This is a genomic window from Clostridium hydrogeniformans DSM 21757 (assembly GCF_000686705.1).
Taxonomy (GTDB): domain Bacteria; phylum Bacillota; class Clostridia; order Clostridiales; family Clostridiaceae; genus Clostridium_Z; species Clostridium_Z hydrogeniformans.
Genome location: NZ_JMLJ01000014.1, coordinates 1 through 22,724, shown reverse-complemented (window position 1 = coordinate 22,724; position 22,724 = coordinate 1). Strand labels below are relative to the sequence as shown.

Here is a 22,724-nt window from a genome sequence, read left to right as displayed (position 1 = left end):
TTTTTCTCCTTTATGTAAATTTAATTATCTTGTATACTATTACTTTATAATTTTATCTTTACTTTTAAGTATTCCCTCTCTTTAAAAAAATTAAAATAAGTGAGGTTACCCTCACTTATTTTAATTATATTACAAAAAGTTATATTAATATAGTGTTATTCTTCATTTTTACTTACTTCTGGCAGTACTAAATTTAAAATTATTCCTACTAAAGTGGCAAGAGCAACTCCTGAAAGTTCAAAGCCTTTAATGTTTATAACTGCTCCACCTATTCCTAGGACAATTATAACTGATACTACAATAAGAGTTTTCTTTCTTGAAAAATCTATTTTATTCTCAACAAAAACTCTAAATCCTGAGGAAGCTATAATTCCAAATAATAATGTACTAACACCACCCATAACTGGAAGTGGAATATTTGTTATTATCTGAGCAACTGGTCCTATAAAGGAGAGTACTATAGCAACTACCCCTGCAACACCTATTACCCATACGCTATAAACCTTAGTTATAGCCATAACACCTATATTCTCTCCATAAGTTGTGTTTGGAGGTCCACCAACAAGCCCTGCAAATAATGTAGCAACTCCATCTCCTAAAATAGATCTATGAAGTCCTGGTTCCTTAGTGAAATCTCTATTACAAACATTATTTGTAACATATACATGTCCAATATGTTCTGCTAGAGTTACAAAAGAAACAGGTGCCATAAGCATTACTGCTCCCCAACTAAAAGTAGGAGTAGTAATAGTAGGAAATGAAAACAGTTTTGCATTAACAATTGCATCTATAGCTTCTTGAGGTACAAGACCTAATGCAAAGGACATTATATATCCAACTATCATGGATATAAGTATAGGAATAACTCCTAAAAATCCTTTAAAATACATACTTCCAAATATTCCAATTCCTAAGGTAGTTAAAGATACTAAAATCCAGTAAAATCTTGGTACATCCTTTAAAGCATCTGTTGTAAAGTTAGGATTAAGACCTGCCCAATTTATTGCAACACCTGCAACCCCAAGTCCTATTACTATAACTACGGCACCTACAACTATAGGTGGTAGTATTTTATCAATCCAACCTGACCCTGTAAACTTTATGATAATAGCAACTAATATATAAACTAAACCAGCTGCAACCACCCCTGAAAGCATTCCACTTGGTCCAAATTTTTCTGATGCAGTAACCATAGGTACTATAAAGGCAAAGGATGAACCTATGTAAGCAGGCAATTTTGCCTTTGTACATAAGATGTATAATAAAGTACCAACTCCACTACAAAATAAAGCCACTGAAGGACTAGTTTTTGTAAGCATAGGAACTAAAATTGTAGCTCCCACCATAGCAAATAAATGCTGGATACTTAATGGTATGGTCTTTAATATAGGTAATCTTTCTTCTACGTCAACATAATTTTTCATATTATTCCTCCTTTTAATAACCTCACTGGGCTATTTTAAAAAGTATTATTTTGGCTTTTAATTATTTTTCATATATTTTCACTGAATCTTCTCCGTCAATTTCTAATATCTCAACGGACACTATTTCCTCCTTAGAAGTTGGTATATTTTTTCCTACATAGTCTGCTCTTATTGGTAGTTCCCTATGTCCCCTATCTATAAGAACAGCTAACTGAATAGAACTAGGTCTTCCTGAATCCATTATAGCATCTATAGCTGCTCTAACAGTTCTTCCAGTATAAAGAACATCATCTATTAATATAACTTTTTTGCCCTGAACACAAACTCCAATTTCTTTATCATTTACAGTTGGTAAATCACTTATGTTATTTAAATCATCTCTATAAAGTGTTATATCTACTTTACCTACTGGAACATTAACTCCTTCAAACTTTTTTATATTTTCTGCTATTCTATTAGCAATTGGATATCCTCTTCTCTTTATTCCAACAAAAACTATATCATCTGTTCCTTTGTTTTTCTCTATTATCTCATGAGAAACCCTGATTAAACTTCTTCTTACAGAATCCTTGTCTAATAAAGCTGCCTTTAACTTCATTATTAATTCACCCCAAATATTTTATTTTATAATAAAAGTCCTATTTCCAAGAGGAAATAAGACTTATAAATTCTATGTTACAAAATTTATTGCCTTATGACCTCTCTGGATCATGTTAAAGGTAATTTTCTATAACATAATATCATATTTCTCATTCTATTTCAATTCTTTTCTCAATATGTTTAGTATATTAATAAATTCTTCTGGAAGGTTACTTTCAAATTCCATAAATTTATTAGTTATAGGATGATTAAAGCCTAAGGTTTTAGCATGTAATAATTGCCCTTTTATTTTAAACCTTTGTTTCTTATGTCCATAAACTGGATCTCCCACCATTGGATGACCTATATGGTTCATATGAACCCTTATCTGATGGGTTCTTCCTGTCTCTAGGTTACATCTAACTAGAGTATTATTATTAAACCTTTCTATAACCTTATAATGGGTTATTGCTCTTTTACCTAATTTTGTAACCGCAAACTTAATCCTATCTGAAGGATGCCTTCCAATAATAGTATCTATAGTTCCTTCCTCATTTTTTAATCTTCCCTCTACTAAGGCATAATACTCCCTTTTCATAGAATGCTCTTTAAACTGCTCTCCTAACTTATTATGGGAATAATCATTTTTTGCAATAACTAAAATTCCTGAGGTATCTTTGTCTATTCTATGTACAATTCCTGGCCTTATAACCCCATTAATACCTGATAAATCGTCACAATGATTTAAAAGAGCATTAACTAAAGTTCCATTATATACTCCTGATGCAGGATGTACTACCATCCCTGAGGGTTTATTTACTACGGCTACATCCTTATCTTCATATATAATCTCTAAAGGAATATCTTCTGCCTCTATAGTAAGCTCTTTAGGCTCTTCTATGGTAAAAGTAACCTCTTCATTTTCTTTTAGTTTATAATTACTTTTTACCACTTTTCCATTTACTATTACCTTTTCTTCCTCTATTATTCTTTGAATAAAAGATCTTGATCTATCTTTAATTTTACTACTTAAAAATTTATCTATTCTTATGTTAGATTCATCTTTTTCAACGAAAAATTTCATTACTTCCATTACTTAACATCCTTTATTATATATATTCCAAGTAGAACAGTTCCTACTACTACAAGTATATCTGCCACATTAAATGTAGGGTAATAATAAACATCTTTGTAATGAAGAAGAATAAAGTCTACCACATACTTATAATATACCCTATCAAACAGGTTTCCTATAGCTCCTGATATTACCATACTTAAACTTATAGCTAAAAGTTTACTGCTCTTTCTATTTTTATATAAGTAAAAAATCATAGCACTTATTAAGATGCAAGTAAATAAAGTAAGAAATATTACCCTATTTTGAAATATACCAAAGGCTGCTCCACGATTTTCTAAATAAGAAAATTGAAAGAAATCCTTTATTATTATTAAATCTTTTTTTCCTGCTAAATTGTTTAAAGCATATATTTTAGTAACTCTATCTAAAATTATACCCAAAATAATTATTACTAATTCCAAATTTCCCATCCCCCTAGTTTTTAATCTGGCAACTGTTTTTTATAGTCCTCGTTACTAATAGCCTCAATTGGTTCCACATAATCATTATCATCCTCATAAAACTCATCCCTATCAGGAAGCTGATTAAACCTATCTACAGCTTGAAGAGAATCCTCTCCATCAAACCCCACCTCATCTTTTCTATCGTTAAATCCATAAATAAATGGCTTTTTTAACAACACATCTTCTCCAGTATCTTTACTCCTTTTATAATACTCTAAGGAGTTTTTTGACTCTTGGCAATTAACACAGTAAGTAGCATAGGGTAAAAACTCTAATCTTTCTCTTGGTATTGTCTTCTTGCAACTTTCACATACTCCATATGTACCCTTTTCTAAGCTATCTAAAGCCCCATCAATCTTTTTTAATATATTATATTCATTATCCTTTAGAGCTATAGATTTTTCCTTATTAAAAAGCTCTTCTCCTAAATCTCCTGTATGATTATCATAAAAGGAGATTTCCTGGGCCATTTCTTCATTAGAATTTATAACATCATTTCTTTTTAAATGTTCTAATAACTCATTAACCCTAGCCTTTTCATTTAATAACTTATTTTTAAAATATAATTGTTCTTTATCATTCATCTTATTGACTCCTTTGCAAAAACCATTTTTTTATTCCACATATAACTTTTCCTTATAATAAATATTTTTCTATTTAAAATAAATATAAATTATTTTATGGATAAGTTATCTAAATTTAATTAAGTAATATCCCAATTAAATAAGATTCACTTTATGAATACTTTTTGCAATATTGTCTTATTTTATAACTATAAAACTATAGAATATTCTCCATGGTCTTTACTGACTTAATTATCCCTTCAAGAGTATCTAAAGAGATTGTTTGTCTAGCATCTGAAATTGCTTCCTCAGGCTTTAAATGACTTTCTATTATAAGTCCATCTGCTCCAGCTGCAATTCCTGCTAAGGACATTTTATGGACAAGTTCACGAAGTCCTGTACCATGGCTTGGATCTACAATAATAGGTAATCTATACTTTTCTTTTACGTAAGCTACAGCATTTAAATCTAAAGTATTTCTTGTATATGTTTCAAAGGTTCTTATTCCTCTTTCACATAAAATTACTTTTTCATTTCCTTCTCTCATTATATATTCAGCTGCATAAAGCCATTCCTTTATGGTAGAACTCATTCCTCTTTTTAAAATTATTGGAATATCTGTCTTTCCTACTTCTTTTAAAAGAGAATAATTATACATATTTCTTGAGCCTATCTGTATTATATCTATATAATTTAATGAGTTTTCTACATCCCTAGTATCCATTATCTCTGTAGATACTATCATATCTAATTCTTCTCCCACTCTTTTCATAATTTCAAGGCCTTCTTCCTTAAGTCCCTGAAAATCATAAGGAGAGGTTCTTGGCTTAAATACTCCTCCTCTTAGCCCATGAACGCCTAAAACTTTGAGTCTTTTCCCTAAAGCTATCATAGAGTCATAGTCTTCCACAGCACAAGGCCCTGAAAATATAAACTTTTCTTTTCCACCTAATCTTCTTCCTTTTATATCTATTACTATATTACTACCACTATTTTTTTCTACTAACAATTTATTCATCCTGTATCACCTCTGAACTTAAAATAAAAGCTTTTTTCTTTTAATAATATTTATATTATTTTACCATAAATAATCAAGAAAAAAACCCACTCAATTGAGTGAGTTTTAATTTTCATCCTTTATAAAAAAACTTTTAATAGCATCTAAATCATCTTTTTTAAAATCATCCTCATTTACATCACTTAAATTTAAAGTAATAGGTTCTTCTATTTCTTTTTCCTTAACTTCATCTTCAATAGTGTATCCTACGCTATAATTTTTAATAAAATCTTTTTCTAAATCATCAAAAGTCTCTAATTGAATTTGCATAAAGTTTCTAAATTTAGCTCTAAACTTTATAAATTCTTGTTTCATTCTATCATACTCTTCTGTTACTTGCATTACATCATTATGAGCCTTATCAAGAATCCTTTGTGCTGTATCATTAGCATTTCTAAGCAACATATCTGATTCTTTTTGAGCAACACTCTTTGCTTGCTCTGCAGCATTTTGTGCTAATACTAATGTGTTTTGTATAGTAGATTCTACCTTTGTATAATGCTCTATTCTTTCATTCATTGCAGCCATTTTTTCTTTTAAAACTGAATTTTCCTTAAATAAACTTTCATAATCCTCTACAATTTTATCTAAAAACTCGTCTACTTCCTCTGGATTATATCCTCTTATCCCACGCTTAAATTCTTTATTATTTATATCCATTGGAGTCAATTTCATGCTATTCACCTCTAACTATATTTTTTTATTCTCATCTTTATTCTTCCACTAGAACTATTTCCTAAAACCTTAAAAACTTTAAATTTACCATATCCTCTTATAGTAATAACATCTCCCATAGATATTTCTTTGCTTTTTTCTAAGGAAGGAGAATAATTTAATAATACTCTACCCTCTTTTATAAGTTTTTCAGAATTACTTCTAGACACCCTTGTAATAGCACTAACCATGCAATCCATTCTTAAGGAAGAAGAGATTATATCTACGTCCTCAAAATTAACCTTAGGCATTTCTTCTACATTATCTACAATAGAAACTTCACAAGAAGTATTAGCTACAGAAGTTAGGTTATTAATTATATAGGGAGCAACTTCGTTTATAACAGGTATATATGCTTCATTATCCTCAACAATTAAATCTCCGAATTTCTCTCTTACTATTCCTAAAGATACTATAGCTCCAAGGAAATCTCTATGAGTTAAGTTATGAAATTTTGATTTACATTTAAGTTTTAATATTGCATAAGGCATATCATAATAATCTTCACTATTAAAACCTATAAGTTTTCTTTCAGCTTCTTCAAATCCACCTAAAAATTTCATATCAATATACTCTAATTCTTTCATATCTTTTAATGTATTTATAACATTAGGTGGATAAAATTCATTAGTGTATAAAGGATAAGAAACCCTCTCAGCAACCTTTATCTTCTCGTATAAGGCTGCTAAGGAGGTCTTATCATCAGAGGTAAATCTATTTAAAAAGTCTTTTTTATTCATTATTTCCAGTTAAATAATCCCTTTGAAGTTATTTCTGTTTTAAATTCATTGGAAACTTCAACATTAGAAGGTGAAAGAACATAAACTCCACGCTCAACTTCTTGAAGTTCTCCACCTAAAGCATAGCTAGATCCACTTATGAAGTCTAAAAGTCTTTGAGCTACTTTAGGTTCTAAAGCACTTGTATTAAAAACTACTATCTTTCTATTTTGAAGATCATCTACTATATCAGTAGCTTGTTCAAAAGCACTTGGCTTAACTATAGACATTCTTGTAGTACTGCTTTTTGCAGAAGGTGCAGCTGAAATATTAACAACCTTATTAGGTCTTCTACTTGAAGTTACAACTGGCTCTACCTCTTCTGCTACCTCTTCCATTTCTATATCTTCATCGTACTCTTCATCGTACTCATCATCTAATCCTAAGAATCCTCTCATTTTATGTAATACGTTTGACATACTAATCCCTCCTAAATTGCTTAAATTTTATTTATATTCTCTTTTTCCAAAAATACCTTCTCCAACTCTAACTGTGTTTGATCCCTCTTCTATGGCAACCTTATAATCATTTGTCATTCCCATAGATAATACTTCCATAGATATATTATTAAGGTTTCTTTCCTTTAAAGAATCCCAAAGATTCTTTACTTCCTTAAAATAATTTCTTGAAGTTTTTTCATCACACTTAGGTATTATTGTCATAAGCCCCTTAACTTTTACACTTCTACATGTTTGAACCCTATCTAAAAGCTCCTCTAAATCCTCTAAAAGAAGTCCTGTTTTACTTCCTTCCCTTCCTATGTTTATTTCTATTAATACATTAACAGTTTTCCCCTTAGTTTCATATTGCTTTTCTAATTCTTCTAATAAGGAAATCCTATCTAAAGAATGTATTAAATATACCTTATCCACAAGATATTTAACCTTATTTCTCTGCAAATGACCTATAAAATGCCATCTTACATCCTGATGAAATTCTGGAAACTTATCTCTAATTTCTTGAACCTTATTTTCAGCAAAGTCTCTAGCCCCAGCCTTATAAGCCTCTTCCATCTCTTCAAGAGATCTGGTTTTACTCACAGAAATCAAAGTTACACTTTCTGGGATTTCAGATTTTAGTTTTATTACTTTCTCATATATTCCCAAAGATAGTCTCCCCTCACCTTTTTGTATAAACTCACACTTAGTTTTAATATTCTTCATTAATTTAAAAATTCCTTCAAAAAACCTTAATTATTTTGAATAATAATTCAAATCATTGACTTTCATAGTTCCTGTATATGCTGGAACTTCAACTTCATCTTCCTCATATATAGTTACATTTATACCTCTATTCATTAAACTTTTTAAATAACTCTCACTGCTTAGGAGGTACTTTTTCATTAACTCCTTATTACCAATAGCAGTTATATAAAAAGGTGCAGGGGTTTTAACTCCATTAACACTTAAAAATGCCCAAGAACAATAGATTTCAGAATTAGACATTACCCTTTGACCATTGATAGATAGTGCCTCTGCTCCTACATTCTTTATTTCATTAATAACATTAAGCATATCTGTATTGTGTATTAACATATCTCTAGCCTTAAAGAGATCTTCTTCTGCCATACTACTTATAAATCTGCTTTCTGTAGCATCAATTAACGTAATCTTAAGGCCAGGACCCTTAACCTTAGAGTACCCTAAAATATTTTTATTATGGTCTATTTCTTCTCTAATCTCATCTAAAATCTTATCCTTATCATTATCTTTTAAATGATATCCCTCAAGCTTGGTAAGATTTTTATAGTATCCCTCTTTTGCTGAAGAAACCTCTCCTATAAGCTTAGTCCTTTGGTTATTAGCTTCTTGATATTGTTTAGCACTTAAAACAACTCTTTCCTCCACCCCAGTTAAATTAATATTCAAGGATATTAAAATACCTATTATAATAGCAGCTATGAAAACAAAAATATTTGCCTCATTTATCTTCATAAAACCACCTCATTATTCATGGGATTTAGCTTTCTCTATTATAAGTCTTCTTATAATAGCAAAATTATCAAATATTCTTCCTCCAAAAACTATAACTGCTGCCATATATATAGGTATTCCTAACTTATCTCCAAGATAAGCTAGTGCTGCTGCTAAGGCTGCATTTCCAAAAAATCCTGATATAAAAATATCAGCATGGAAGTTCTTTGAAAGAGATGCTCTTATAGCTCCAAAAACAGAATCAAGGCAAGCAAGTATCGCCACTGACATATATGGTGAAAATTTATCTGGTATATTTACCTTTGAAAATAATCCTATTATTATCCCTATTAATAATCCTATAAATGCTATCATCTTTATCACTCCTAATTATTTTACAGGTTTCATATATTCATTCTTATATATTTTAGAAAACTTAGGAATCTTTATCTTATCCGTTTCTTTTATATCCTTATCATAAGAAGGCAACCCTTGAAACTCTAAAGCTCCTGGGAAATTCATGGCTGCTAAAAGATTTTCCTTATTTCCAATAGCCTTTATAGTAATTCTTTCTCTTGGAGAAATTCTCTCATCATTTATTAATATAAAACTATTTCCTCCTGAACTCTTAATACCACTTTGGATAGTAACCCTCTTATCATTTATAGAGATAGCCTCTGCTCCAGAATAATTAAGCTCATTTATTATATATACAAGCTCACTATCTGTTAAATACTGAGCGGCTAAGTTACTTGAAAAAATATTGCTCTTTGGAGTTAAGTAAACAGTTATCCCTGGTCCTTCTACATCTACACTTCCTATAAGAAGTCTCGTATCATCTAACTGTTTCTTTAGTTCCTTTGTAATATCATTATTACTTGTGGCAGCTTCTTCATATTTTTTTAACTGCTGAAGTGTTTCATTATTCTTCTTCTCATACTCTATCTTTTCCTTTTTAAGCTGCTCAATCTCTGATGTTAAGTCTTGAGAATTATAATTGTTTTTCACCATATCCTTTTCTTGATTATTTAAGAGTTTAAATTGATAAGTCAGTAAAAATCCTAGTATTACACAAACTAAAGCTACTGCTATTTGAGATATATATTTTTTCATAAATATTCCTCCTAACCTTCTAAATATACAACTGGATTTCCATTAAAACTCACATCTATATACCCTTTTCCGTTCCTTACGTCCTCTCTATCTATTAATATGTTTAAAACCTTATTTAACTTTTCTTTTAATCCATCCTCTGTACCTATTCTAATTTCTATATCTTTATACCCAAATTTTATACTTAATGGATCTTCAATATTTATGGAAGTAAATTGTATTGTGGATACATTCGCGGCTAAAAGCTTAGATATGTCCTTAATAAGATCATTTTTTCTTACACTTTCATCCTGTATAGTATGACCAACTTCCACATTAGAATAATCAAAACCTGTAACATTTACTAAATTTAATCCTTCTAAATTATCTCTTTTTTCTAAAACCCTCATATCTTTATCAAAAACATAATAGGTTTTATCAAAAATCCCATAAAAAAAAGCCTCTCTTTCCTTAACCTTTAAAATTATGGTTTTTGGAAGCTGTCTCTCTATTTTAACTTTTTCTATGTAGGGTATTTCCTGTATAGATTTAATAATATTATTCTTATTAAAATAAAAAATATTATGTCCTGTTTTTATAGGAGACTTCTGTAATATCTCATCATTAGATACTATTTTATTATTTTCTACAAATATTGTACTTATATTAAAAAATGGCGCCTTTATTGCCACCGTTATAAGTATAGCTACCATGAAAATCATAAAAAAAACTACTTTTTTTAGGCTTCTTTTAAATTTTCTTTTCTTTAAAGTTTCTTTTGAATATACTTCATTTATTGCTTTTTTCATCACATCACCCTTGCATTATATTTACAATTATATAATAACATTTATAAAAAATTATTTCATTAAAATTTGGTGAAAATTTAATGAAATAAATTACTTTATTAAAATTTTATTCTAAAATTCTAATATACCCTAGCTGTTTCCCTTATAACAACTTATATCAATAGTATTTTTTCAGTTATTCAGTGACTAAAAATATATACTAAAAACTTATATATATTATTTCTAATTTATAATTTGTATATATTATTGGTTAATAATGTATAGTTATTATTTGCTAATTCTCTTAACTAAACTAGTAATATAAATTATATAGACTATGTAAGTATTAAAATACAGTGGGTTATCCCTATAATTAATCATTAATATATAATATAGACTTAATCTTCAGTATAAGATCTTAAATATATTATAGTATCCAATATATAACTTCTTATTATTTTCAATTTATAATAAACCTTTTCCTCATTCTATGAAGCATAAGTTAATAAAAAAAGGAATAAATCACTTAAGATTTATTCCTTAAAGCTATTCTAGATTTCTTGATACATTTAAAAGAATTCCCATAGCTATCATATTTATTACAAGGGATGTTCCCCCAGAACTTATAAATGGAAGAGGTACTCCTGTAACAGGCATAGATCCTGTTACAACAGCTATGTTAATAACAGCCTGAATAGCTATTACAGATGTTATACCTACTGCAAGTAAGGTTCCATATGTGTCCTTTGATTTCTGAGCAATGGTTATCCCTCTCCAAATAAATATTAAAAACATAGCAATTACAAATAAACACCCTATAAGGCCAAGTTCCTCCCCAATAATTGCAAATATAAAATCATTGTGAGGTTCTGGCATATAAAAAGCTTTCTGTCTTGAGGCACCTAGACCAAGGCCAAGGATTCTTCCTGAACCTAATGCATAAAAAGATTGTATAAGCTGATATCCATTTCCCGCTGCATCCTTCCACGGATCTAAAAAGTTAAGCATCCTCGCCCTTCTATAAGGAGCTGCAAAAGCTAGAGCCAACAGTCCTGGTATAAAAACCCCTAAAACTATAGATACTAAATGCTTAAAATTACTGCCTGCCACAAACATAACTATTAATGTAAGTGTCATTATAACTGTTGCTATACTCATGTTCTTTTCCAGTAGTATAAGTCCTGCAAAGAAGCCTGATATTAAAAGATATGGAAGTACCCCTTTTTTAAACTCCTTCATCTTTTCCCCTTGGTTTGACATGCTAGCTGCTAAAAATATAGCCACAGCATATTTGGTTATTTCAGAAGGCTGAAAGGTTACTATCCCAAGATTTATCCATCTTCTTGCCCCATTAACAGGTGGAAAAAAGAATACTGCTATTAAAAGAGGTATGCATCCTAATAATCCAATAAAAGCATATTTTTTATACTTATGATAGTCAATACTCATGGTAAATACCATGGCTACGAATCCTAAAACTCCCCATAATAACTGTCTCTTGAAAAAGAACATACTATCTCCATATTTATGAAGTGCAAAATATGAACTTGCACTATATACCATAACAATACCTATTGCTAAAAGTACCATTATAGTAGAAAATAGTATGAAATCCACCTTTTTATTAGGTAAGTTTTTTTTCATATATTCTCCTCCTAAATATTACTAAAAGGATAAAAATGCAATAAAGCAAAATATTACTGTAAGTATTGAAAACACAGATACTATCTTTGTTTCACTCCATCCTATTTGTTCAAAATGATGATGTATAGGTGACATTTTAAATACTCTTTTTCCTGTTAACTTAAAGGAAGTTACCTGTATTATTACAGAAAGAGTTTCCATAACATATATACCCCCTACTATAATTAATAGAAATTCAAGCTTTAAAATCATAGCTATGGTTCCCACTGCTCCACCTAAAGCTAATGATCCCGTATCTCCCATAAACACCCTTGCTGGGAAGGCATTATATCTTAGAAATCCTAATAAGGCCCCAACAAGAATTAAGGAGAAAAGAGCTACTGTATAGTTTCCCATGCTAAAGCTTACTAAAGCAAAGAAAGTTACCACTAATAAGGTTACTGAAGTAGCAAGTCCATCTAATCCATCTGTTAGGTTTACCGCATTAGTTACCCCTGAGAAATAAAACACCATAAATGGTATAAAGAAAATCCCAAGATCTATATATATATTAGCAAAAGGAATTAGTACCCTAGTTCCAATATTAATCTTAGCATAATAAGCTAAGGCTCCAGATATAAGTATGAGAAGAATCATCTTCTGCCATGCTTTAAGTCCATCATTATTTTTATAAAGAATTTTTAATAAATCATCTAAAAATCCTACAAAGCCAAAAGCTATAAAAGCATATAAAGCTACCATAGCCTCATCACTTGGATTCTTAACTATTATAACCATAGATATTAAAGTTGCTAATATGAAAATTATCCCTCCCATAGTTGGAGTTCCAGCTTTTTTTTGATGGCTCTTTGGACCTTCCTTTCTTATATACTGGCCAAACTTTAACTTATGTAGTATAGGAAGCACCAAAGGTGCTAAAAGTGACGAAATTCCAAATCCTAATAATATAGATAATAAGGTTTTATAATTTAAAATATGGTTTAAGTTTCCGTTAAACATTTCCCCGCATCCATTTTAAACTGTTTAAAATGGATTCCTCCCTTCTTTAGCTAAGTAATTATATCTCTTTTAATTTATTTACTATTTTTTCAAACTTCATACCTCTTGAACCTTTAATAAGGATTATATCTCCCTCTTTTATTAAATACTTTATATTGTCTTTACATTCATCTGTTGTATTAAATATAGTTATATCTTCACCAAAACCTTCCTTAAACATAGAAGAATATTCTCCAACAGCTATTATTATGTCAATTCCTTTTTTCTTTGCATAGACTGCAATTTCTTTATGAGCATTTTCTGCCTCTTCTCCAAGTTCTCTCATAGTTCCTAAAATAGCAACTCTTCGTCTTCCCTTTAATGAATCAAGTACATCTATAGCAGCATTCATAGAATCAGGGCTAGCATTATAGCAATCATCTATTATAGTAAAGCTTTCTTTCTTAAGTATATCAAGCCTCATTGAGGTGGCTTCAAGATTTTTTATTCCCTCATTAATATCTTCTATGGATACATTAAACTCCTTACAAACTCCATAGGCTAATAATGAATTAAGTACATTATGCTTACCTACCATAGGTAATCTTATTGTTCCTACTACCACATTATTATCCTCTACATCAAAGATAATGCCATCTTCTAAAAGTTTAATATTATTCCCCTTTATACTCGATGTTTTTTCCTCTACACCAATGGATACTGTATTAATATCTTTGGTCTCTAAGGTATTTAACATATCGTTGTCCTTATTTATTATAAGAATATCTTCTTTTGTGAAAAAATCACATATTTCCATTTTAGCTTTTAATATATTCTCCTTGGTCTTTAAATTTTCAATATGAGAAATACCTATATTAGTTATAAGAGCTATATGGGGTCTTGCTACCTTAGCTAAATTGTGAATTTCACCAAAATTATTCATTCCCATTTCAAGAACAGCTATATCATAGCTATCATCTAAGGATAACATCATAAGAGGAAGTCCTATTTCATTATTAAAGTTCCCCTTTGTTTTAAACACCTTATACTTAGAGCTTAAAAATGCCGCTACTATGTCCTTAGTAGAAGTTTTTCCTGTAGAACCAGTAATACCTACAATCTTTATGTTTAGCTTATTCCTATAGGTTTCAGCTAAATCTAAAAGTGCCTTTTTTGTATCTTCAACTTTTATTATAGATACACCATTAGAAATTTCTTCTATATTAAATTTTATTTCAGATACTATACAAATAGTACTACCTTTTTCTATTGAATCTAATATAAAGTCATTACCGTTAAAATTCTCACCTTTTAGGGCTATAAATATACTATTTTTCTGCAACTTCCTAGTATCAGTTTCTATGGTATCATAATCATAATCTTTTCCATCTAAAATTAATTCCCCATTAATTCCTTTTAGAATTTCATCCATACTCATTTTCATAATTATCACTTCCTACTTACTTTCTTCTAGTATGTCTTTTACAATCTCTCTTTCATCAAAATGTATAGTTTTATCCTTAAGAACTTGATAATCTTCATGTCCCTTTCCAGCAATAACTATAACATCTAAGGGCCCTGCAATGTTAATAGCCTCTTTAATAGCTTCTTTTCTATTCTCTATAATTTTATAATTATCTTTTTTAACTCCCTCTAATATATCATTAATTATGTCCATAGGATCTTCTGTTCTTGGATTATCTGAGGTAATAACTGCAATATCACATAATTTCACACCAATTTCCCCCATTATAGGTCTCTTAGTTTTGTCCCTATCTCCTCCACATCCAAATACACCTATAAGCCTTCCTTTTGTGAACTCTCTAGCACATTTTAATATATTTTCGAGACCATCTGGACTATGTGCGTAATCAACTACAATATCATATTCTAAATTCATTCCATTAGATATTATCTCACATCTTCCTGGAACTACTGACTTTTTGAGTCCATTTTTTATAATTTCCATATCTATATCTTCTAAAAGGGATGCTCCTATTACTCCTAAAGCATTATATACATTAAATATTCCTGGAATATTTAACTCTATTAAATGATTATTACCATTTATATCTAAATTAAACTTAGCTCCCCTAGGTTCATTTATTATATTACTACAATTTAAATCTCCATTATTTTCTCTTCCAAAGGTTAAAACCTTATCTTTAAATTCTTCAACTATTCTTTTTCCATGCTCATCATCTATATTAATAACTTTATTTTTACTTACATTAAATAAGATTTTCTTAGCATTAAAATAATTTTCTAGTGTTTCATGAAAATCTAAATGATCTTGGGTTAGATTAGTAAATATTCCTGTTATAAACTCAATTCCATAAACTCTATCTAAATATAAAGAGTGGGATGATACTTCCATAACGCAGTATTCAACTCCATTATCTACCATATCCCTAAATAACTTTTGAAGTTCTAAGGATTCCGGAGTAGTTCTTTCTGATTTAAGCTTCTTATCTCCTATATAATTAGCAACTGTTCCTATGAGGCCTACCTTAAAACCTGCTTCCTCTAGAATTGATTTCATCATAAAAGCAGATGTAGTCTTCCCATTGGTACCAGTAATACCAATTATCTTAATATCTCCACAAGGATTCTTGTAATAGTTTTTACTACAAATAGCTAACGCCTTTCTTGAGTCCTTAACCTTAAGTATTGTAATCTCTTCACTGCTACATAAGTCATCCTCACAAATTATCACTTTTGCCCCATTATCTACAGCGGAATTAAAGTATTTGTGTCCATCCACCTTAAATCCCTTTATGCAAAAGAACAGATCTCCTTGTTCTACTTCCCTTGAATTATAAGCTAATTTATTTATATCCCTATTTAGATCTCCTTGTAAAACTTCAAATTCTACATCTTTTAAAATATCTTTTAAATTCATAGTCTCACTCCTTAAACTTAAAATACCATATTAATAATTACATAACATAGGCATGGGGTATTTTAAGTTTCTTTATTAAAACACCCCATGCCTAAACTATTAATCTCCTGCGTTTGGTGACAAGATAATATTTATTATAGTTCCTTTATTTACAATAGTCTTAGGTTCAATGCTTTGCTGTGAAGTTATCCCTTCTCCTTCAAAGCTTGCCTTAAGCCCTAAACTATTTAAAAGTTCTGTGGCTTTTTCCTTAGACATTCCCCCAAGGTTTGGAACCATCACCTCTTTATTATAGTTTGCTGAACCATCAGTGTAAAGTATGATTTTAGTTCCTTCTTTAACTGTGTAACCTGGTTTTGGATTCATATCATTAATTACAGAACCATTTCCTTGTATTTCAACCTCAAGCTTTGCATCCTTTAAAGCCTTTGTAGCTTGAGTCTTATTCATTCCTCTAACTTCTGGTACTATTACATCCTTTAATAAGCTCTTTGCAATATTTTCTTCACTAGCATCTCCCTTAAACTCTAAATAATTAAATATATCATTAAACAATTGTTTTGCCACAGGTGTTGCTATTACTCCTGCATAGTAAGCACCATCACTTGGCTCGTCAATGGCAATAAATATACTAAGTTTTGGATCATCTGCTGGAGCCATTCCAACAAAGGATGCAACATATTTACCCGCCTCATAAGTTCCATTTTGAGGGTTAACCTTTTGAGCTGTTCCAGTTTTTCCTGCTATATGATATCCATCAATAAAGGTTCCTTTTCCGCTACCTTCAGTAACAACTCTTTCAAGATAGGTTCTTAAGGTTTTAGTGTTTTCCTCACTGACTATTCTTTTTGAATCATAATCATCATATTTTATAACCTCTTCCCCAGCTCCTTTTATTTCCTTCATTACATGAGGTCTAATCCAAACCCCATTATTTGCAATAGCATTAAAAGCCGCTAAAAATTGTACTGGGTTTACTGTATTAGTTTGACCAAAAGCAATAGTTGCAAGATCAATCTCACTGATTTTATCTGTCTTTTTAACAATTCCTTTCGCCTCTCCTGGAAGATCTATTCCAGTTACCTTGCCTAATCCAAACTTATCAATGTACTTATTAAGAGTCTCTGCTTTAAGACGTCTTCCAAGCTCAACAAATCCCATATTACAGGAGTTCTTAATTATATCTGCGAAATTTTGTGGTCCATGTCCCGTTCTCTTCCAGCAGTGTATGGTTCTATTACCTATTTGTATACTTCCACCGCAGTTAAATGTATCATTTTCTCCCACTAATCCTTCTTCCATAGCAGCTATAGCTGTAATTACCTTAAATATAGATCCAGGCTCATAGGTATCATTTACTGCTCTATTTCTCCACATCCTTTGAAGTTCATCACTATTTTCTGCTCCTTCTCTTGGATTATTAGGGTTAAAATCAGGCTTATTAACAAGGGCATAAAGTTCTCCTGTTTTAGGATTTGTAACAACTATTGTAACAGCCTTTGCCTTGTTATCCTTCATAGCTTGTTCAGCTGCTTTATCTGCAAAGTATTGAATTTTTTCATCTATGGTTAAATATACATCTTTTCCTTGTATAGGGTCTGTATATTCAGAAATTATGTTTGGAAGCTCTCCACTATTTCTATCAAGCTCCGTTATACGCATACCAGGAACCCCTGCTAAATATTTATTATATGTTAATTCTACTCCTGTAAGTCCTTCTCCATCTACATTTGTTGTACCTAAAACATGAGATAAAAGATTATTATTAGGGTAATATCTTTTGGTGTCTGGAGATACCATAATAGATTTAATTCCAAGAGCTGTAACCTTATCCGCCTCTGCTTTTTCAATTCTTCTTACTAAATTAGCAGACCCCATAGGTTCTCCACTTGGCAGAGTTTTTGTTATAATTCCTAGGATTTTATCTTTTTCCATTGATAAAGCTACCGATAATTTATCTGATATTTCCTCTAAGGTTATTCCCTTTGTATTACTATATTGTCTTAATCCATTTAAATCTAAATCAACCCTATATACATTAGCACTTACTGCAAACTCATTTCCATTTCTATCTAGTATCCGTCCTCTTTTTGCTGATAACTTAACTTCACTAGTCCATTGTTCCTTAGCCTTATAAGATAAAAATCCTCCCTTAATTATCATTAAGTAAAATAATCTAAATACTAGAACAAATAATAAAAGGAATAACCCTAGTAAAACTATGGTCATTCTCTTTCTTACTACAACTTCATCTCTATAATTACCCTTTGACACATTCCTACCTCCAAACAAGTTTTATTAAAAGAATAAATCCTTAATAAAACTAACTATACTATTTTTTTCCTCCTTTACTAAAGACTCCTCTTTAAAGTTATCTCTATTTAAATCTACGCTTATCACTTTACTTCTATCTGGAGCTATCATAGAAAGTTTACCTTCAGCATTAGATTTTACATATTCAAAACTACTGAATTTTAATAGCTCTACCTTTAAATTATCATTCTCCATGTTTATATCTCTTTCACTCTTTTGAAGTTTGGCTAATTCTTTTTGCTTTGTAAATGCTGCTCCATAACTATAAATTACTGAAAACCCACAAATAAATAGTAAAAGAATACAAAGCAATGTACCTCTTTTAACCTGCCATTGTTTTTCTTTTAATCTTTTATTTCGCTGATTTTTGGCCTTCTTAAGTTCCCTATATCTCTCTTTTCCTTCCTTATCTTCTTTTCTTTCAGGTACTACTGCTAAGGAACCTTTCATATACTTTTCATTTACTATCATTTTTATTCACCTCCAAGATTATTTAGAACAAATTTTTTTACATACCCTAAGCTTTGCACTTCTGCTTCTTGGGTTAATCTCAAGTTCTTCTTCTGAAGGTTCTGTAGGTTTTTTAGTTAAAACTTTTATTTTAGGTACTTTATTACAAACACAAATTGGGAACTCTCTTGGACAAGTGCAAGGATTCTCAATATCTCTATATTTGATTTTTACTATTCTATCCTCAAGAGAATGAAAAGTTATTATGGCCATTCTACCATCTACATTTAAATGATTTATTCCATCTTCTATGGTTTTATTTAATATTTCAAGCTCTCTATTTACCTCTATTCTTATAGCTTGAAATGTTCTCTTAGCTGGATGAGGACCTTCTCTTCTTGCTCTTGCTGGAATTGCTGCCTTTATTACCTCAACTAATTGGAAGGTTGTTTCAATAGGAGCTTCTCTTCTTTTATTCACTATAAAATCTGCTACTCTTTTAGCAAACTTTTCTTCACCATACTCTTTTATAATTCTATATAGCTCTTCCTTTGAATATCCATTGACTACATCATAGGCTGAAAATTCACTGTCTCTGTTCATTCTCATATCTAAGGCTCCATCATTCATGTAACTAAAGCCTCTTTCCCCTGTATCAAGCTGATAAGATGAAACTCCAAGATCCATTAATATACCATCTACCTTCTCAATACCAAGGTTATTTAAGATATTATCTATATTGTAAAAATTATCATGAACATAAATTACATTTTTATATTCTTTTAATTTTTCTTTAGCTGCATTTAATGCATCTTGATCTTGGTCTATTCCTATTAATGTACCTTTTTCACCTAACCTCTTTAGAATTTCACTAGAATGTCCTGCTCCACCTAAAGTGCAGTCTACATAAATTCCATCTTCTCTTATATTAAGTGCTTCCATGCACTCATCTAATAATACCGATACATGTTTAAACTCCATATTATGTCTCCTTCTCTAAATTCCTAGTTCTCCCATTTTTTCAGATATGCTATCAAAATCTACGTTATCCTTATTGTATTCTTCCCACTTTTCTTTACTCCATATTTCAATCCTAGTAAGAACCCCTATACTTACTATTTCCTTTTCTATGGATGAGTATTCCTTTAGGCTCTGAGGAATAAGACCTCTCCCTTGTTTATCTATTTCAATTTCATGAGCTCCACCAACAAAAAATCTCACGAAGGTTCTAGCATCTTTATTTGTTAAGGGCAATGCTTTAAGTTTAAGTTCTAGGTTTTTCCACTCTTCTAGGGTGTAGGCATATAAACATCCATCTAAGCCTTTAGTTAAAATAAATTTACTTCCTAAAGCTTCCCTAAACTTTGATGGGATAATCATTCTATTTTTGCCATCTAACCCATGAGTATATTCCCCAACAAGCATTATATAAACTCCCTCCACTTTGAACCACTTTAAACCACTTTACATTATTTATTCTCTAAAAATCAAAAAAAACCTTCTTTTTAAATGATTTTTTTATTAAGATTAATTTAATTTGTGAATTACCTTAATATAATGATTAATATTATATTTATTTATAGCTTTTATTCACATATACAATAATCATGTTTTTTATGAGATTTATTAATTTTTATTAATTTTTTTCTAATATTTTTTCATTCTTTTTTTATTATTAAACTTTTTTTCCTTATAATATCTTATAAAGTCTAATATTATTTTTAATTTTTATGTTTTTCTTCTTTTTTATTATTTTTATTTCAAAGTCCTTGACTAATTTCTAAATACCTTGTATTATAAGTTTTGTAATCTTCATGGGAGTAGATGAGTGCTGGTGTGCTCGCCGGTCTTCAAAACCGTGTTGTGGTGCTAAGACCACCATGGGTGGGTTCGATTCCCACATATTCCCGCCAATTGATATAAGAGGCTTTAGAAAGTGTTATACTTTCTAAAGCCTCTTATTTATTATATTATATTTTAGATTTTCACCACATTTTACTGGAAATAACTTTTTCTTTTATATTTTTAATTGACTATATTCTAATATAGTTTTAAAATATAGCCTAAAAAAATACAGGTAGAACTCTCCACCTATATTTTTCAATATAAGAAAATATGAAGTATTTCTTTATAAATTCTTTTTACTATTTACCAAGAACTATTAAATCATTAATTATTTTAAATCCGTTTTTCTCATAAAACATCTGTGATGGATAACCTTTTTCTGTGTGTAATATGATTCCATTCATTCCTTGATTTTTAATACTTTCTTCTATTTCTTTCATAAACCAACTTCCAATACCTCTTCCATGCATTTTGTAACTAACGCAAAACTGATCAATATAGTATTCCATCCCTTCCATCCATGGCTTTTTCATACCAAGGCTTAAGGCTACAATTTTATCATCTAACATAGCTACATAACCTAGAAAGTAATTATTATTAAAATGATTATTAAAAAAACTAACTACTTGTTCCCTTGATTCATAAACATCATTCCATGGTTCTTTAGTAAATATGTCAATAAATAAATCCACGCAATTATTAATCATATGTTTTTTCATTTCTAATAAGACTAACTTTTCCATATTACCCCTACTCTCCTCATATCATAATAATAAGCTATTTTTCATTATATTATAATAACATATTTTTTAAAAATTACATTGCTTTATATATCTCCGCCACAACCTCTATTAAGCCCTATTACTATCCGTTAAATTTTTTCCTTAAACGAACAACTTAAAACTAAGAAATATAAATAAAACCCAGCTTAAAATAATAAAATGCATGATCAGTATAACCATACATTTTATTATTTAATTTATTTTAATTGAAACTGTGCCTTTGTTGTAACTTTATCTCCTTGGAAACTTATATGTGAGTTACTACCATCCTTATTTACCCATCCATAGCTATCACTTTCACTATTCATTATTTTTGTTCTAGAAACTAAGGTTCCCTCTCCTAATATATTTTCTACTTCTTTTAAACTCATACCTGTTTCAACTTTATTGTATTTTTCTAGATTTATATCTGCTTTATTCTTATTTAACCCAGCTTGTCCTTTTCCTGTTACAGCACCATTTTGGATAGTAATAGTAACATTACTTATACCTGTACCCTTCCAAGTATATATAGTACTCTTTATTCCCGCTACCTCTGAGGAGCTTGACTCTTGACCTTCTCCAATAATTTTTACAACATCTTCATAAGAAGATCCCATTCCTATCTTTAAGAAATTATCATAATTAACTTTTGAATCTTCTTTCTTTTTCTCTTCTTTCTTATCATTATCTTTTTTAGCATCCTTCTTTTCAGATTCTGTGGTTGCTAAAGTCTTACTATCACCATTATCCTTTTTACTACTCCCTGCTCCTGCTGCCCCCGCACCAACAATAACTACTACTATTAACCAAAACCACCACTTTTTATAAAATTTCTTTTTCATAATAATCTCCTCCTATATTAAGATACATTAATAATTTTACCATAATTTCTTATATGATCCCTATGCATATGTCTAATTTTGGATATACTTACAAATAATTTGTCTTTTAAATGACTAAAAGCAAAGATTTATTTCTTACAAATTAAAAAAATGGTCTAGAAAACACTCTAAAATATACCCTATAGAGTAGACATGATAAAAAAAAGTCTATTCTATAGGGTTTTTATATTTATAATAGAATTATAAAGTTAGGAGTGAATAGAGATGAGTGAGAAATTATTTTCAAAAGAAGAGATAGAAATACTTTCTAATAATAAATATGTTAAAAATGTTAGCGAAAAAGGAATTACATACACTGATGAGTTTAAAAGACTGTTTATCGCCGAAAATGAAAAGGGTAAATTCCCGAGAGATATATTTTCAGAATGTGGTTTTGATATTAATATAATCGGTTTAAAAAGAATACGATCATCTGGTAGCAGATGGCGCTCCGCAT

Annotated in this window: 25 protein-coding genes and 1 tRNA gene; 2 read left to right on the top strand and 24 right to left on the bottom strand. The window is 30.0% G+C overall.

Features of this window, described 5'->3' with window-relative positions; all coding sequences use genetic code 11:
* Positions 1 to 155: 155 nt before the first annotated feature.
* The 22 genes from uraA to mraZ all read right to left on the bottom strand — a co-directional run bounded on the left by uraA (position 156) and on the right by mraZ (position 20,202).
* Entirely contained in the window at positions 156 to 1,424 is a 1,269-nt protein-coding gene (uraA, locus tag BR69_RS0108925; protein ID WP_027632884.1) for a uracil permease, read from the bottom strand.
* Positions 1,425 to 1,485: 61 nt separating this feature from the next.
* The gene (gene pyrR / locus BR69_RS0108920; protein WP_027632883.1) at positions 1,486 to 2,022 is read right to left on the bottom strand and encodes a bifunctional pyr operon transcriptional regulator/uracil phosphoribosyltransferase PyrR; all 537 of its coding nucleotides are present in this window, start codon (positions 2,020 to 2,022) and stop codon (positions 1,486 to 1,488) included.
* Between the two features lie 156 nt (positions 2,023 to 2,178).
* Entirely contained in the window at positions 2,179 to 3,096 is a 918-nt protein-coding gene (locus tag BR69_RS0108915) for an RluA family pseudouridine synthase (RefSeq protein WP_027632882.1), read from the bottom strand.
* Positions 3,096 to 3,551 (bottom strand): signal peptidase II, encoded by a 456-nt coding sequence (lspA, locus tag BR69_RS0108910; protein ID WP_423219675.1) that lies wholly within the window; start codon positions 3,549 to 3,551, stop codon positions 3,096 to 3,098. Before lspA ends, BR69_RS0108915 begins: the two co-directional genes overlap by 1 nt.
* 11 nt (positions 3,552 to 3,562) lie before the next feature.
* On the bottom strand, positions 3,563 to 4,168 hold the full coding sequence (locus tag BR69_RS0108905) for a TraR/DksA C4-type zinc finger protein (protein WP_027632880.1): 606 nt from the start codon (positions 4,166 to 4,168) through the stop codon (positions 3,563 to 3,565).
* A 196-nt stretch (positions 4,169 to 4,364) separates the two neighbouring features.
* Positions 4,365 to 5,165 carry a 3-deoxy-7-phosphoheptulonate synthase gene (aroF, locus tag BR69_RS0108900; RefSeq protein ID WP_027632879.1) on the bottom strand — a complete coding sequence of 267 codons (801 nt, stop codon included), beginning with the start codon at positions 5,163 to 5,165 and terminating at the stop codon, positions 4,365 to 4,367.
* 105 nt (positions 5,166 to 5,270) lie between these two features.
* Positions 5,271 to 5,879: a DivIVA domain-containing protein gene (locus BR69_RS0108895; protein WP_027632878.1), complete on the bottom strand. Its 609-nt coding sequence runs from the start codon at positions 5,877 to 5,879 to the stop codon at positions 5,271 to 5,273.
* Positions 5,880 to 5,890: 11 nt separating this feature from the next.
* Entirely contained in the window at positions 5,891 to 6,658 is a 768-nt protein-coding gene (locus BR69_RS0108890; protein ID WP_027632877.1) for a YlmH family RNA-binding protein, read from the bottom strand.
* On the bottom strand, positions 6,658 to 7,116 hold the full coding sequence (locus tag BR69_RS0108885) for a cell division protein SepF (RefSeq protein ID WP_027632876.1): 459 nt from the start codon (positions 7,114 to 7,116) through the stop codon (positions 6,658 to 6,660). The genes BR69_RS0108890 and BR69_RS0108885 overlap by 1 nt, the downstream gene beginning before the upstream one ends.
* A 27-nt stretch (positions 7,117 to 7,143) precedes the next feature.
* A complete protein-coding gene (locus BR69_RS0108880) occupies positions 7,144 to 7,803 on the bottom strand; it encodes a YggS family pyridoxal phosphate-dependent enzyme (protein ID WP_027632875.1) in 660 nt (219 codons plus the stop codon).
* A gap of 87 nt (positions 7,804 to 7,890) precedes the next feature.
* Positions 7,891 to 8,631, bottom strand: a complete 741-nt coding sequence (locus BR69_RS0108875) for a DUF881 domain-containing protein (RefSeq protein ID WP_027632874.1) — start codon at positions 8,629 to 8,631, stop codon at positions 7,891 to 7,893.
* A 12-nt stretch (positions 8,632 to 8,643) separates the two neighbouring features.
* Positions 8,644 to 8,985, bottom strand: a complete 342-nt coding sequence (locus tag BR69_RS0108870; RefSeq protein WP_027632873.1) for a small basic family protein — start codon at positions 8,983 to 8,985, stop codon at positions 8,644 to 8,646.
* Between the two features lie 15 nt (positions 8,986 to 9,000).
* Entirely contained in the window at positions 9,001 to 9,723 is a 723-nt protein-coding gene (locus BR69_RS0108865) for a DUF881 domain-containing protein (RefSeq protein ID WP_027632872.1), read from the bottom strand.
* An 11-nt stretch (positions 9,724 to 9,734) separates the two neighbouring features.
* The gene (locus BR69_RS0108860) at positions 9,735 to 10,511 is read right to left on the bottom strand and encodes a cell division protein FtsQ/DivIB (protein ID WP_027632871.1); all 777 of its coding nucleotides are present in this window, start codon (positions 10,509 to 10,511) and stop codon (positions 9,735 to 9,737) included.
* Positions 10,512 to 11,036: 525 nt separating this feature from the next.
* Positions 11,037 to 12,134: a stage V sporulation protein E gene (gene spoVE / locus BR69_RS0108855; RefSeq protein WP_027632870.1), complete on the bottom strand. Its 1,098-nt coding sequence runs from the start codon at positions 12,132 to 12,134 to the stop codon at positions 11,037 to 11,039.
* A gap of 21 nt (positions 12,135 to 12,155) precedes the next feature.
* Positions 12,156 to 13,133, bottom strand: coding sequence for a phospho-N-acetylmuramoyl-pentapeptide-transferase (mraY, locus tag BR69_RS0108850; protein WP_034849618.1), 978 nt, complete (start codon positions 13,131 to 13,133; stop codon positions 12,156 to 12,158).
* Positions 13,134 to 13,191: 58 nt separating this feature from the next.
* The gene (locus BR69_RS0108845; RefSeq protein WP_150112259.1) at positions 13,192 to 14,559 is read right to left on the bottom strand and encodes a UDP-N-acetylmuramoyl-tripeptide--D-alanyl-D-alanine ligase; all 1,368 of its coding nucleotides are present in this window, start codon (positions 14,557 to 14,559) and stop codon (positions 13,192 to 13,194) included.
* A 9-nt stretch (positions 14,560 to 14,568) separates the two neighbouring features.
* Entirely contained in the window at positions 14,569 to 16,014 is a 1,446-nt protein-coding gene (locus BR69_RS0108840) for a UDP-N-acetylmuramoyl-L-alanyl-D-glutamate--2,6-diaminopimelate ligase (protein ID WP_027632867.1), read from the bottom strand.
* 99 nt (positions 16,015 to 16,113) lie between these two features.
* On the bottom strand, positions 16,114 to 18,288 hold the full coding sequence (locus BR69_RS0108835; RefSeq protein WP_027632866.1) for a stage V sporulation protein D: 2,175 nt from the start codon (positions 18,286 to 18,288) through the stop codon (positions 16,114 to 16,116).
* Positions 18,289 to 18,312: 24 nt separating this feature from the next.
* A complete protein-coding gene (locus BR69_RS0108830) occupies positions 18,313 to 18,798 on the bottom strand; it encodes an FtsB/FtsL family cell division protein (RefSeq protein ID WP_027632865.1) in 486 nt (161 codons plus the stop codon).
* An 18-nt stretch (positions 18,799 to 18,816) separates the two neighbouring features.
* Positions 18,817 to 19,758 (bottom strand): 16S rRNA (cytosine(1402)-N(4))-methyltransferase RsmH, encoded by a 942-nt coding sequence (gene rsmH, locus BR69_RS0108825; protein WP_027632864.1) that lies wholly within the window; start codon positions 19,756 to 19,758, stop codon positions 18,817 to 18,819.
* Between the two features lie 15 nt (positions 19,759 to 19,773).
* Positions 19,774 to 20,202: a division/cell wall cluster transcriptional repressor MraZ gene (gene mraZ, locus BR69_RS0108820; RefSeq protein ID WP_027632863.1), complete on the bottom strand. Its 429-nt coding sequence runs from the start codon at positions 20,200 to 20,202 to the stop codon at positions 19,774 to 19,776.
* Positions 20,203 to 20,593: 391 nt separating this feature from the next.
* On the opposite strand from mraZ, the gene BR69_RS0108815 reads away from it, so the two are divergent.
* Positions 20,594 to 20,690, top strand: a tRNA-Sec gene (locus tag BR69_RS0108815).
* A 231-nt stretch (positions 20,691 to 20,921) separates the two neighbouring features.
* Here the strand turns inward: BR69_RS0108815 and BR69_RS0108810 are convergent.
* Together BR69_RS0108810 and BR69_RS0108805 are read right to left on the bottom strand one after the other, a co-directional pair.
* Positions 20,922 to 21,365, bottom strand: coding sequence for a GNAT family N-acetyltransferase (locus BR69_RS0108810; protein WP_027632862.1), 444 nt, complete (start codon positions 21,363 to 21,365; stop codon positions 20,922 to 20,924).
* 236 nt (positions 21,366 to 21,601) lie between these two features.
* Positions 21,602 to 22,228 carry a DUF3862 domain-containing protein gene (locus tag BR69_RS0108805; protein WP_034849614.1) on the bottom strand — a complete coding sequence of 209 codons (627 nt, stop codon included), beginning with the start codon at positions 22,226 to 22,228 and terminating at the stop codon, positions 21,602 to 21,604.
* Positions 22,229 to 22,492: 264 nt separating this feature from the next.
* Between BR69_RS0108805 and BR69_RS0108800 the strand changes: the two genes are divergently transcribed.
* Positions 22,493 to 22,724: HTH domain-containing protein (locus tag BR69_RS0108800; protein ID WP_027632860.1), on the top strand; the 232-nt coding region annotated here is incomplete at its 3' end.